General features: G+C 38.9%; 10 protein-coding genes. 9 read left to right on the forward strand and 1 reads right to left on the reverse strand.

The window, feature by feature from the left end; genetic code table 11:
- Complete coding sequence (locus tag ACH63V_RS00875; protein ID WP_396462477.1) at positions 1-1,431, forward strand: aldehyde dehydrogenase family protein; 1,431 nt, start codon at positions 1-3, stop codon at positions 1,429-1,431.
- A gap of 71 nt (positions 1,432-1,502) precedes the next feature.
- Here the strand turns inward: ACH63V_RS00875 and ACH63V_RS00880 are convergent, their stop codons facing one another.
- Positions 1,503-1,988, reverse strand: a complete 486-nt coding sequence (locus ACH63V_RS00880) for an Lrp/AsnC family transcriptional regulator (RefSeq protein ID WP_000357090.1) — start codon at positions 1,986-1,988, stop codon at positions 1,503-1,505.
- A gap of 134 nt (positions 1,989-2,122) precedes the next feature.
- Between ACH63V_RS00880 and ACH63V_RS00885 the strand changes: the two genes are divergently transcribed.
- The 8 genes from ACH63V_RS00885 (at position 2,123) to ACH63V_RS00920 (ending at position 12,505) form a co-directional block, all read left to right on the forward strand.
- On the forward strand, positions 2,123-3,844 hold the full coding sequence (locus tag ACH63V_RS00885; protein WP_396462478.1) for an alpha-keto acid decarboxylase family protein: 1,722 nt from the start codon (positions 2,123-2,125) through the stop codon (positions 3,842-3,844).
- Between the two features lie 139 nt (positions 3,845-3,983).
- Positions 3,984-5,363, forward strand: coding sequence for an amino acid permease (locus ACH63V_RS00890; RefSeq protein WP_396462479.1), 1,380 nt, complete (start codon positions 3,984-3,986; stop codon positions 5,361-5,363).
- Between the two features lie 456 nt (positions 5,364-5,819).
- Complete coding sequence (locus ACH63V_RS00895) at positions 5,820-6,851, forward strand: substrate-binding domain-containing protein (RefSeq protein WP_002052826.1); 1,032 nt, start codon at positions 5,820-5,822, stop codon at positions 6,849-6,851.
- A 100-nt stretch (positions 6,852-6,951) separates the two neighbouring features.
- Entirely contained in the window at positions 6,952-8,331 is a 1,380-nt protein-coding gene (gene pstC, locus ACH63V_RS00900) for a phosphate ABC transporter permease subunit PstC (protein WP_002052700.1), read from the forward strand.
- Complete coding sequence (gene pstA / locus ACH63V_RS00905) at positions 8,328-9,725, forward strand: phosphate ABC transporter permease PstA (protein ID WP_077169543.1); 1,398 nt, start codon at positions 8,328-8,330, stop codon at positions 9,723-9,725. The genes pstC and pstA overlap by 4 nt, the downstream gene beginning before the upstream one ends.
- A gap of 13 nt (positions 9,726-9,738) precedes the next feature.
- Positions 9,739-10,641 carry a phosphate ABC transporter ATP-binding protein PstB gene (pstB, locus tag ACH63V_RS00910; protein WP_004700130.1) on the forward strand — a complete coding sequence of 301 codons (903 nt, stop codon included), beginning with the start codon at positions 9,739-9,741 and terminating at the stop codon, positions 10,639-10,641.
- A 147-nt stretch (positions 10,642-10,788) separates the two neighbouring features.
- Positions 10,789-11,751, forward strand: a complete 963-nt coding sequence (gene sohB / locus ACH63V_RS00915; protein WP_077169542.1) for a protease SohB — start codon at positions 10,789-10,791, stop codon at positions 11,749-11,751.
- A 136-nt stretch (positions 11,752-11,887) separates the two neighbouring features.
- The gene (locus ACH63V_RS00920; RefSeq protein WP_396462480.1) at positions 11,888-12,505 is read left to right on the forward strand and encodes a cytochrome b/b6 domain-containing protein; all 618 of its coding nucleotides are present in this window, start codon (positions 11,888-11,890) and stop codon (positions 12,503-12,505) included.
- The last annotated feature ends 42 nt before the right edge of the window (positions 12,506-12,547 follow it).

Below are 12,547 nucleotides of genomic sequence, written 5' to 3' on the forward strand. Positions count from 1 at the left end.
ATGCAACAAGCGAATATGCTCAATGAATTTAAACTCATTATTGGCGGTCAACTTTGTTCAGGTGAACAAGGTGAACTAGAAATTCTTAACCCTGCTACTGGCTTAACTGCTGCACGTTGTGCAAAAGCATCAGTTGCGCAGGTAAATCAGGCAGTGAGCGCTGCTAAACAAGCATCTAAAGCTTGGCAACAAGTTTCACACGAAGAGCGTAAGTCAATCTTAAACAAGATTGCAGATGGAATTGAAAAGCATGCTGAAATGCTTGCAGAGTTGGTTGTGCTTGAACAAGGTAAGCCACTTGCACTTGCACAAATGGAAGTGCAGGGTGCAATTGGTTGGACGCGTTATGCGGCTGCGATAGATTTACCTGTAGAAGTCATTGAAGACAGTGAAACTAAGCGTATTGAGCGCCATCGCCAACCATTAGGTGTAGTGGCTTCAATTACGCCATGGAACTGGCCACTGATGATCGCAGTTTGGCATATCATGCCTGCTTTACGTGCAGGTAACGTTGTCATTAGCAAACCTTCTGAATACACACCACTATCGACTTTACGTTTATGTGAGATCATTCAGCAAGAAGTTCCTGCTGGTGTTATTTCAATTGTGGTTGGTGCTGGTGAGATTGGTGAAGCATTATCTTCTCATCCAGATGTACAAAAAGTCGTGTTTACGGGTTCAACTCGAACTGGTCAGCACATTATGGCTGGTGCAGCTCAGCAGCTAAAACACTTAACTTTAGAACTTGGTGGTAATGATGCTGGTATTGTATTGCCTGATGCAAATATCGATGAAATTGCAGCCAAGATTTTTAATATGGCGTTCTTAAACGCTGGTCAAACATGTGCGGCGTTAAAGCGTTTATATGTGCATGAAAGCCAATATGAAGCTTTATCTCAAAAGTTAGCTGATATTGCCAACGCTCAAGTTGTGGGGAATGGTATGGCATCTTCTACAACATTTGGACCAGTACAAAACCAAATGCAATATAACAAAGTGAAAGCTCTTATTGCTGAAGCAATTGCACAAGGTGCAAAAGCACTTTCGGGGCAACAACAAGTCCCAGAGCAGGGCTACTTTATTGCGCCAACTATTTTGACTGAAGTTCCTGACTCTTGCCGTGTGGTGCAAGAAGAGCAATTTGGTCCAGTGTTGCCTGTTTTAAAATATACCGATATCAACGATGCTATTGCTCGTGCCAATGACAGTGAGTTTGGTTTGGGTGGTTCAATCTGGTCTTCTGATATTAAAGCTGCTCAAACTTATGCTACTCAGCTTCAATGTGGCACTGTTTGGATCAATACCCATGCAGAAGTTCTTCCTCATGCACCTTTTGGTGGTTGGAAAATGTCAGGCTTAGGTGCTGAGTTTGGCTTAGAAGGTTTGCTTGAAAATACGATTGGACAAACGGTCCATATTAGTAAAATCTAAATATTCATTTTAAGGCGGATCTAGTATCCGCCTTTTTATTTTTATCTATATGGGAAAAAAGCTTCGCTTGCTTATTGGGAGTGATGATAGCTCATGCTTTTAGGTTTGATTAAAAAATGATTCTGTTCTTTAATTTTTTTAAGAACAATGTAAGACTTTATGTGCCCTATAAAATTATAAGAAAGCAATCTTTCAGTCACAAATTGAGAAAGTTGTTCTAAATTTTCAGCAACGACTTTTAAAATAAAATCCGCATCGCCACTAATTGAAAACGCATCTTGAATATTATCTTCCGCTTCAATCAGCTCTTGGAAAGCCTGTTGTGATTTTGCCTCATGTGTCCTTAAATTAATGTGAATCATTGCTGTAACTTCAAGCCCTAGCGCCTGTTGCTGGATGCGTGCCGTGTAGCCAAGAATCACGCCTTTTTGCTCAAGCAATTGACGTCGTCTTGAACATTGAGAAGCAGATAAACCGATTAAATCTCCAATTTCCTGATTGGTGAGTCGTCCATTCTTTTGTAGTGCCTGAATGATTTGCCAGTCGAACTTATCCATTGCATAAAATCCTTTTATGATACACAAATCATGTATTTTTATTAAAATGCGTTTTCATTATGCACGAAATCTAAAAGATAGATGAAATATTATTTTTCTATGGAATAAAAATTGGTCTCAAAGGATATAGAGCAATGTTCATAGAAATTGGTGAATTTTTAAATCTTCGTCTAAAACAAATGGGTATCCAACATCTTTTTGGTGTACCTGGTGATTTTAACCTCTCATATCTAGAACAAGTTGAAGCAGACCCACAACTCGAATTTATTGGAAATTGTAATGAATTAAATGCTGCCTATGCAGCAGACGGTTATGCACGAATTAACGGTTTTTCTGCCTTGGCAACCACTTATGGTGTAGGTGACTTAAGTGCCATTAATGGTATTGCAGGTGCCTATGCAGAAAATGTACCTCTTATTCATATCTCAGGTATTCCACCTTTACATGCAGTACAAAAGGGCACTTTAATTCACCACACGCTTGTCGATGGTAACTATGACAATATTATGAACTGTATGAAAGAGTTCACAGTTGCCCAAACTCGTTTAACTCCTGCAAATGCAGCTTCTGAAATTGATCGTGTGTTACGTCAGTGTTTCCTTGAACGCCGTCCTGTACACATCCAACTACCTGGTGATATTACTCACGTTAAAATTGAAGTGTCTGAGCGTCCGCTCGACCTAAGTTATCCAGCTGTTGAGCCTGAATTATTGCAAAGTGTGGTGAGCAAACTTTGTGACATTATTGAGAATGCTCAAAGTCCAGCACTTCTTATTGATAATGAAGCTTCGGTTTTTGGTGTAACTTCACTTTTAAATGATTTATCTCAAAAATGCTCAATTCCATTTGCAGGTATGAATACTGCAAAAAATATTATGGATGAGGGCTCACCTCGTTATATCGGGACTTATGTAGGTGGGGCAAGCCAACCGCATGTGAAAAATATCATTGAGCAATCTGACTGCCTAATTGGTATTGGTGCACGCTTTACCGATGTTGGCTCAGCTGTATTTACGCATCAAATTGAAACCAAGAACTACATCGAAATTAAATCTTATGGTCTGAACATTTTCGGGCAAGATTTTCCGGGTATTGAAATTGGACAATTACTTGTCGAGCTAAATAAAAAAGTTGCGCCACGTAAATCGTCAACACCTCTTCTCGAAAAGCAACCGCAGAAAGTAATTGAAGCTCCAGCTCAACAAAAGCTAAGCCAAGATGTGCTTTGGAACTACATTTCAGGGTTCTTAAAAGAAGATGATGTGATTATTGGTGAAGTAGGAACATCAAACTCTGCTTTGTCAGGTATAAAGCTTCCAGCGACAGCTAAATATATTGCTCAGCCGCTTTGGGGCTCTATTGGTTATACCTTGCCGGCTTTGCTTGGTAGTTTGTTAGCTGCTCCTGAACGCCGTCAAATTTTATTTATTGGCGATGGTTCTTTCCAGCTTACGGTACAAGAGCTTTCTACAATTATCCGTCACGGTTTAAAACCAATTATTTTCTTGCTGAACAATGGTGGTTACACCATTGAGCGCTTAATTATGGGTGAAACCGCTGCCTATAACGACGTGCAAAACTGGAAATACACTGAAATTCCAGCGGTATTTAACGGTAAGAAAGGCCATACAACTTATGTAGTTGAAACCGCAGGGCAGCTAAAGAGCGTTTTAGACAACGTTCAGCAAAATGACCAGTTAACTTTTATTGAATTAAAACTACCGGCAATGGATGCGCCAGTAAGTTTGAAAAAATTTGCTTCCGTGATTGCACGTTTTGACTACGGCGATCGTGGCTACGAAATTTTAAAGGAGCGTTCCCAACCGATTAAATGTAAGGATGCAAGCTCGTTTTAAATAGAAGATAGGACACGTCTTCTCAAAATTAAATGGACTCATATTAAAGCAACTTATGTCCGAAGGTCGGTTTCTGGCCTTCGGATATGGTGCTGAATAAAGGTGTACAGGAAGTGACACCAACATTGGAGATAATGTTATGGATGCAAACAATAAGCACGAGTTAAAACAAGGCTTATCCAATCGGCATATTCAACTCATCGCACTCGGAGGGGCGATCGGAACAGGGTTATTCTTAGGTCTTTCTCAAACAATTAAATTGGCTGGTCCTTCAATTTTATTAGGATATGCAATTGCTGGGGTGATTGCCTTTTTAATTATGCGTCATTTGGGCGAAATGGTTGTTGAAGAACCGGTAAGTGGTTCTTTTAGTTATTTTGCGAACAAGTATTGGGGCAAAATGGCTGGTTTTATGTCTGGCTGGAACTATTGGGTGTTGTATGTGCTGGTAAGCATGGCTGAACTGAGTGCAATTGGTACTTTTATACAGTTTTGGTGGCCTGAAATTCCGACATGGATGACAGCCTTATTTTTCTTTATTTTAATTAACGGCATTAACTTGGTAAATGTCCGCTTTTTTGGGGAATCCGAGTTTTTATTTTCCTGCATTAAAATTGTTGCCATTTTAAGCATGATTGGCTTTGGTGCTTATCTATTATTCTCAGGCTCAGCAGGTCCACAAGCAGGTGTTGCAAATTTATGGCAACACGGTGGTTTCTTCCCACATGGTATTCATGGCTTTATTATGGCCTTGGCTGTCATTATGTTCGCATTTGGTGGCTTAGAGCTTATTGGTATTGCGGCGGCAGAAACGAAGAAACCGGAAACAACAATTCCAAAAGCAGTAAACCAGATTGTGTACCGCATCCTGATTTTTTACATCGGTGCAATTGGTATTCTTTTATGTCTTTACCCTTGGAATATGGTGGCAGAAGGCGGTAGCCCATTTGTTATGATTTTCCAGTCACTCAATAGTAATGGCGTAGCAAATGTTCTGAACTTTGTGGTCTTAATTGCTGCTATTTCGGTTTATAACAGTTGTATTTATTGTAATAGCCGTATGTTGCATGGTTTGGCAGAGCAGGGTAATGCTCCGGCAATTTTGAAAAAAGTAAACAGCCGTGGTATTCCGGTTCCAGCAGCAGTTGTTTCTGCCTCAATCACAGCAGTCTGTGTGGTGGTGAACTATTTAATCCCTGGTCAAGCTTTTCAGCTCTTTATGATGTTGGTTGTGGCTGCACTTGTTATTAACTGGCTTATGATTTCAGTCACGCATTTGAAATTTACCAAAGCAATGAAATTACAACGTCGCCAAACTAAGTTCCAAAGCATTATGAGTCCATGGAGTAATTATTTAACCATTAGCTTTGTATGTTTCATTCTTATTATTATGGCAATGACGCCAGATATGAGACTGGCTGTAATTTTAGGTCCAATCTGGCTTGCTGTTTTAGCCATCATGTATTTCTTCAAGTACCGTAAAAAAATGGTCCCTATGCCAGAAGTACAATCAAACTAATATGCTAAATTGACAGTGATATTGCGGTTATCTGACAAAGAGCAGGTAACCGTTTATCTTTTTGTCATAATATTTTCATGTTAGAACGAAATAATTTTTTAAAAATAAATATGACATGTAAAAATTTGAGAAATGTGTCAATAAATTAACTTTGTAATATCAATTTATTAAATTCTTTAAGCTTTTATAATTTAAGAATAATTGTAATTTTATCAATTTGGGTGATTGTCATATTTAATATAAAATTGAGGTAACACAACCCTTATAAAATAAGATTAAATGATTGATATAAAATAGATTTAGAAATGTGACAATGAACATTATAAAAATCATGAAAGCGTCATAATACTGTAACTTATTTGTCATATTTTCTATTCACAATGCAGCTATCGAAGAGCGTACAAGCACTCAACAAAAAGTGACGTACAACCTATTGCATTAATGAGAGAGAACAGAATGCGCTTAAATCCACGTCAAATCGCAATTGCGTTAGCAGTAACTGGGGCCGCTGTAACAACGACTGCAAATGCAGCTCGTGATACGATTCAAATTGCTGGTTCTTCAACTGTATTACCGTTTGCCAGCGTTGTAGCTGAAGAGTTTGGTAATACATTCCCTCAATTTAAAACTCCTGTTGTAGGTTCTGGTGGTTCTTCTGCTGGTTTAAAACAATTCTGTCAAGGCGTTGGTGACAACACGATCGACGTTGCAAACGCTTCTCGTAAAATTAAAACTACAGAAATTGAAGCTTGTAACAAAGCTGGCGTAAAGCAAATTCAAGAAATCAAAATCGGTTATGACGGTATCGTATTTGCGTCTAGCTCACACAAAGCAGCTTATAAATTAAAACCTTATCATGTGTTTGCTGCTTTAGCTGCACAGTTACCTTCAAAAGGTAAATTGGTTCCAAACCCTTATACAAACTGGAACCAAATTGACAAATCACTTCCTAACGAACCTATTACGCTTGTAATTCCTGCGTCTAACCACGGTACGCGTGAAGTTTTCCAAGAAAAAATGGTTGATGCTGGTTGTGAATCATACGAATACTTCAAAAACCTAGATAAAGATGCTCAGAAGAAAGCATGTTCGACTTTCCGTAAAGACGGCCGTGTAATTGAAATTGCTGGCGACTATACAGAAACTCTAGCTCGCTTAAAAACTTCTCCAAGTGCAGTAGGTGTATTTGGTTTAAGTTTCTATGACATGAACCGTGACAAGTTACGTGTAGCATCAGTAAACAACGTACTTCCTTCTGAGAAAACTGTGTTAAATGGTACATACCCTGTATCTCGCCCATTATTCTTCTATGTAAAAGGCGAACACTTAAAATCAGTTAAAGGTTTACCACAGTATGTAGAATACTTCCTAAGCAAAAAAGCGACTGGTAAAGGTTCTAAAGCTGAGCGTGACGGTTTAATCGCGATGTCTGATGCAGAACGCGCTAAAGTCTTAGCTGACTTTAAAGCAGGTAAAACTGTTAAATAAATTGTTTTGAATAGGGGCTGGTGATCCCAAGTGATCATCAGCCTTTTTGTTTAACACGTTTTTCCCAAATTATGACAATTGAGAAAACAGTGGAGAATACATGAATCTGCTACTTATCGGTGTGTTGTTAGCCCTTGTGGCAATTGCATATCAACTTGGGCTGAGAAAAAGCCGTAACCTAGCAGGTAAGGGAAGCAACTCGGCGACATTACATTCTCGTCCTGGCTATTATGGCGCACTGGTTGGACTTTGGTGCGGTATCCCTGCTTTTTTAATTTTGATGATTTGGAACTTAGTTGAACCAAATATTTTAAATCATATTATCTTTAATAATGTTCCAGCTTCTGTGTCAGCTTCTCTTGATGAAGCAGCAAGAAGTGTACTTGTTGATCGAGTTCAAGCGATTGCTTCTGGTTTTGGGGTAAGTGATCATCCGGCAGCTTATGAGTTGGCTGCTGCTCAGCAATATGCAAAATTTCAAACGATTGGCTCTTTTGCCAAATTTGCCGTTGTTGTATGTGCTGCATTATTAGGTTTAGTCTGGGCAAAGAAAAAAATCAGTCAAGAATATCGTGCACGTAACCAAGTTGAACGTGCCATTAATGTTGGTTTGATCTTGTGTTCTGGTGTAGCAATTTTAACCACAATCGGCATTGTAATGTCGATGTTTGGTGAAGCAATGCGCTTCTTCCATTTTGTAAGTCCAATTGACTTTTTCTTTGGTACAGAATGGAACCCTGGCTTTAGTACTTCAGGTAATGCTGAAGGTAGTTATGGGTTATTACCATTGCTATGGGGCACGCTCATGGTCAGTGGTATTGCTTTATTGGTTGCTGTACCTGTTGGCTTAATGATTGCCATTTATTTAGCTGAATATGCTTCACCATGGTTACGTTCATGGGCAAAACCAACGATTGAAGTTTTAGCGGGTATTCCAACAATTGTTTATGGTGTTTTTGCCATGATGATTATTGGTCCATTCTTTAAAGCTGTGGGTGCTCATATTGGTATCGAAATTAACGCAACCAGTGCACTGACTGCTGGTTTCGTAATGGGAATCATGATTATCCCATTCGTTTCATCTTTATCTGATGACATTATTACTCAAGTTCCTCGTGCACTTCGTGATGGGTCACTCGGACTTGGCGCAACCAAATCAGAAACAATTCGCCAAGTGGTTTTACCAGCAGCATTACCGGGTATTACTGGGGCATTTTTATTGGCTGTATCACGTGCCGTGGGGGAAACCATGATTGTGGTTTTGGCAGCGGGGAACAGTCCACTTCTACATGCAAATCCGTTTGAAGCTGTTTCGACAGTGACTGTAACCATCGTAAAACAGTTAACTGGCGATACCGATTTTGCAAGCCCACAGGCCTTGGTGGCATTTGCACTGGGTTTAACACTCTTTGTAATCACCTTGGGATTAAACATTGTTGCACTGTACATTGTGCGTAAATACCGTGAGCAATACGAATGAGTACATCAAATACATCGTCTCCTATGGATCAGAACGTATTTGATCCACAAGCTGCTGCTCAAGCACGTGATCGCCGTAAAAAAGTGATTGAAAAGTCATTGGCTAAACGTCACCGCAAAGAAAAAGCTTTCCGTTTTGCTGGTTTATCGGCAGTGGTTATTGGTCTTGCATTCGTAGCGCTATTGTTTGGTAGTATTTTGGCAAAAGGTTTACCTGCTTTTTGGCAAACCAGTATGAATGTACCAGTTTACTTCGATCCTAAAGTGATTGATGCCGGTCCATTGCCAGCACGTACTCAAGGTGAAACACCTGCGCATTACCAAGAACGTTATGTAGCTTGGCAAACAAAAATGGGTATGGTGGATTGGGATAGCCTGATCGTAAATGGTATGGTCGCTAAAGATCCTTCACTTGAGTCACAACGTGATTCTTTACGTAGCCTTTACGCAAGCTCTGAAGCTTATCGTTTGCGTGACATGGTATTTGCTGACCCATCGCTGATTGGTAAAAAAGAGAACCTTACTTTCTTGGGTGATGCTAACGTAGATGTATGGTTAAAAGGCAATATTGACCGCTCATTACCAGATGACCAGCAACAGCTTGATCCGGAAATCCGTAAGCTTGCAGATGATTTGAAAGCAAAAGGTATTCTCGAAAATACGTTTAATACCAACTTATTTAAAAATCCAGACTCTCGTAGTTCACCAGCAATTAGTGGTCTTGCCGGTGCATTCATGGGCTCGTTATTTATGATGCTGATTGTGATCATTATTTCGATTCCAATTGGTGTGGCGAGTGCTATTTATCTGGAAGAGTTTGCTCCAAAGAATGTCCTTACAGACATTATTGAAGTCAATATTAATAACCTTGCAGCTGTTCCTTCAATTGTGTTCGGTTTACTTGGTGCAGCCATTTTCATTGGTTGGATGCATTTACCATTGTCGGCTCCATTTGTCGGTGGTTTGGTATTAAGTTTAATGACATTACCAACAGTCATTATTACAACCCGTGCGTCTTTAAAAGCTGTTCCACCATCAATTCGACAAGCTGCACTTGGTTTAGGTGCTTCTAAAGTACAAACCGTTTTCCATCATGTTTTACCTTTGGCGATGCCGGGCATCATGACAGGTTCAATTATTGGTGTGGCACATGCGCTTGGTGAAACTGCGCCGTTACTTTTAATCGGAATGAGTGCATTCGTTGCAAGTATTCCAACCACTCCATTTGATCAAGCAACAGCTTTACCTGTTCAAGTTTACTTATGGCAGGGTAATGAGTTGCGTAACTTCTTCGAAGGCCGTACTGCTGCTGCGATTATCGTACTTCTTGCATTAATGATTGGTTTAAACAGCCTTGCAATTTGGTTACGTAAAAAGTTCGAAGTGCGTTGGTAATAGAGGATAAATAATGAATACTATTGATATTACGAATTCCTTAGAAAAGGATAAGTTAGTGAATACTGAACAATCTCAATTTACAGATAAGCCGCTGAATCATGGCACTTCATATGTTTCGCATTTTGAACCGCAAACTTCAAAAAAGCAGAACTCAACTGAAATCAAAATTAGTGCACAAGATGCCCATGTTTATTATGGCGACTTTGAAGCGATCAAAGGCATTGATTTAGATATCTACCAAAATGAAGTGATTGCATTCATTGGACCATCAGGTTGTGGTAAATCAACTTTCCTACGTACTTTAAACCGTATGAATGACACGATTGATGGCTGCCGTGTAACAGGTAAGATCACTTTAGATAATAAAAATATCTATGATCCAAATCTGGACGTTGTATTGCTACGTGCTCAGGTGGGTATGGTATTCCAAAAGCCAAACCCGTTTCCTAAGTCTATTTTTGATAACGTTGCATATGGACCAAAGCTACATGGTTTAGCACGTGACAAATATGACCTAGAAGAAATTGTTGAAAATAGCTTGCGTAAAGCGGGCTTATGGGAAGAAGTGAAAGACCGTTTGAATCAGCCGGGTACAGGCTTATCTGGTGGTCAGCAACAACGTTTATGTATTGCACGTACGATTGCGGTAAGTCCTGAAGTCATTTTGATGGATGAACCATGTTCTGCACTTGACCCAATTGCAACAGCAAAAGTGGAAGAGCTTATTTCAGAACTTTCTGATCAATATACGATTGTGATTGTAACGCACTCAATGCAACAAGCAGCACGTGTTTCAGACCGTACAGCTTACTTCCATTTAGGTGATTTGATCGAAGTAAACTCTACAGAAAAAGTATTTACGCAACCTGACCATCAATTGACAGAAGCGTACATTACTGGCCGTTTCGGTTAATTTCTAGCTGTAAAAGAAAAAGAGCCTTGTGCTCTTTTTTTTATTTAATAAATGAAAATGAATCTATTTTGCAAAATCGCTATTGAATTTTATTCAAAAGAACCACATCTTAAGGCTATAAAGACAAACTTATGAGCATAGAATTTTATGTTATTCCATTTGCCTAAACTCCCTGCGGAAATACGTGTTAGTCATTTAAATGCACGTGTAAATGAACAGAGAAAAAAAATTGCACAAACGACAGCAAGCCGTTTAGAACTTTTACAATTGGCTCAACAACTTGCGAAAGAAGCTAAAATCCGCCGTAAGAACAATCAGAAAATTTTTGTTTTAGATTTTAAAGGTGATATTCAAGCATCTGCGGTTGAAAACCTTCGTGAAGAAATCACTCTTATTTTAGCTACAGCTAAAGCTGGACGTGACCGCGTAGTGGTACGTCTTGAAAGTCCGGGTGGTATGGTTCATGGTTATGGACTAGCAGCAGCTCAATTAGTTCGTTTGCGTGATGCAGGTTTTCATTTAACGATTTGTGTCGACAAAGTCGCTGCAAGTGGTGGCTATATGATGGCTTGTATTGCAAATGAAATTATTTCTGCACCATTTGCTGTTGTTGGTTCGATTGGTGTCGTTGCTCAGGTTCCAAATTTCAATCGTCTTTTAAAAGAGCATAACGTTGACTTCGAACTTTATACAGCTGGGCAATATAAGCGTACTGTGACTATGTTCGGTGAAAATACGCCTGAAGGTAAAGCGAAGTTTGAAGAAGAGCTACAACAAACACATATCTTGTTTAAGCACTTTGTAGAGAAGTACCGTCCACAGCTTAATGTAGACAAGGTTGCTACAGGTGAGCATTGGTATGGACAAGATGCGCTTGATTTAAACCTTGTAGATAAACTAGAAACTTCTGATGAGTATCTATTAGCGTTGTTACCTCAGCATGATGTCTATGTGATTAACACACGTAAAAAGGCAACTTTGGGTGAAAAGTTAGGTCTACAAGCGGCCCAAATGGCAGATAGTTTGATTCCGGCGGTAATGAATAAAGTTGCAGATACATTGGCAAAAGCGAATTCAACTTTAGTGCAAATGCGCGATACGAAGTTTTAATTAAGATATATTTTTAACGAAAGAGTACCTTTATAGGTGCTCTTTTTTTATGGGGGTGATTAAATAAATTTGATTAATATTTGTTTAAGTTTCAATTGCCAAAGTTGTGATTATTTTTGATTTTTTGAGTTTTGTGATGTCAAAAACTTTATCTCATATTGATATTCTTATAAGAATCTTGCACATCATTATTATGGTTGCGTTTGTTGGTGCTTATTTTACGGGAGATAGTGAGGACTTACATCAGGTGCATATGATGTTTGGTTATATCCTCCTGATGAGTATTACCACACGGGTTATCTGGCATTTTTTAAGTCCACGTATTTCAAATACTGTGCCATTTGGCATAAAGAAGCGGAGCAGTATGGCATTCAACGCAATTAAAAAGTCGTTTAGTCATGCAAATTCAGTAAGTATTTTTTCGAAAAATTCAATTCAATTATTCAGTATTGGGCTATTTCAAGCTTCGATTGTATTTATTTTTATACTCATTCCTGTTGTTGTAGCACTTGGATATGGAACAGAGCACTTTACTTATTCTTTGAGAGACTTACATTCATTTTTCGCAAACTTATTTTTAGCTTTGGTTATATTGCATCTTTCAACGCTTATTTTAAATAGCATTCTTGCTAAACGCTTTCAGGGCTGGACTATGCTTAAAATTACATGGGAAGATAAAAAAATAACTAAATTTATGACATTGTTGGTGTTAGTTCTTGTCGGAGCTTTTAGCTTTGTTTATTTAAGAATGTAATATATAAGGTGCATATAAATCCTGTTTGAAGTTATATTTTTT

It is taken from the genome of Acinetobacter sp. ABJ-A23_2 (assembly GCF_044538765.1).
Classification (GTDB): Bacteria; Pseudomonadota; Gammaproteobacteria; order Pseudomonadales; family Moraxellaceae; genus Acinetobacter; species Acinetobacter nosocomialis_A.

Excerpts from the sequence above, each read along its gene's own strand:
- ACH63V_RS00920 (WP_396462480.1), top strand. The coding sequence starts at position 11,888 with ATGTCAAAAACTTTATCTCATATTGATATTCTTATAAGAATCTTGCAC.
- ACH63V_RS00890 (WP_396462479.1), top strand. The coding sequence starts at position 3,984 with ATGGATGCAAACAATAAGCACGAGTTAAAACAAGGCTTATCCAATCGG.
- sohB (WP_077169542.1), top strand. The coding sequence starts at position 10,789 with ATGTTATTCCATTTGCCTAAACTCCCTGCGGAAATACGTGTTAGTCAT.
- pstA (WP_077169543.1), top strand. The coding sequence starts at position 8,328 with ATGAGTACATCAAATACATCGTCTCCTATGGATCAGAACGTATTTGAT.
- ACH63V_RS00880 (WP_000357090.1), bottom strand. The coding sequence starts at position 1,988 with ATGGATAAGTTCGACTGGCAAATCATTCAGGCACTACAAAAGAATGGA.
- ACH63V_RS00895 (WP_002052826.1), top strand. The coding sequence starts at position 5,820 with ATGCGCTTAAATCCACGTCAAATCGCAATTGCGTTAGCAGTAACTGGG.
- pstC (WP_002052700.1), top strand. The coding sequence starts at position 6,952 with ATGAATCTGCTACTTATCGGTGTGTTGTTAGCCCTTGTGGCAATTGCA.
- pstB (WP_004700130.1), top strand. The coding sequence starts at position 9,739 with ATGAATACTATTGATATTACGAATTCCTTAGAAAAGGATAAGTTAGTG.
- ACH63V_RS00885 (WP_396462478.1), top strand. The coding sequence starts at position 2,123 with ATGTTCATAGAAATTGGTGAATTTTTAAATCTTCGTCTAAAACAAATG.
- ACH63V_RS00875 (WP_396462477.1), top strand. The coding sequence starts at position 1 with ATGCAACAAGCGAATATGCTCAATGAATTTAAACTCATTATTGGCGGT.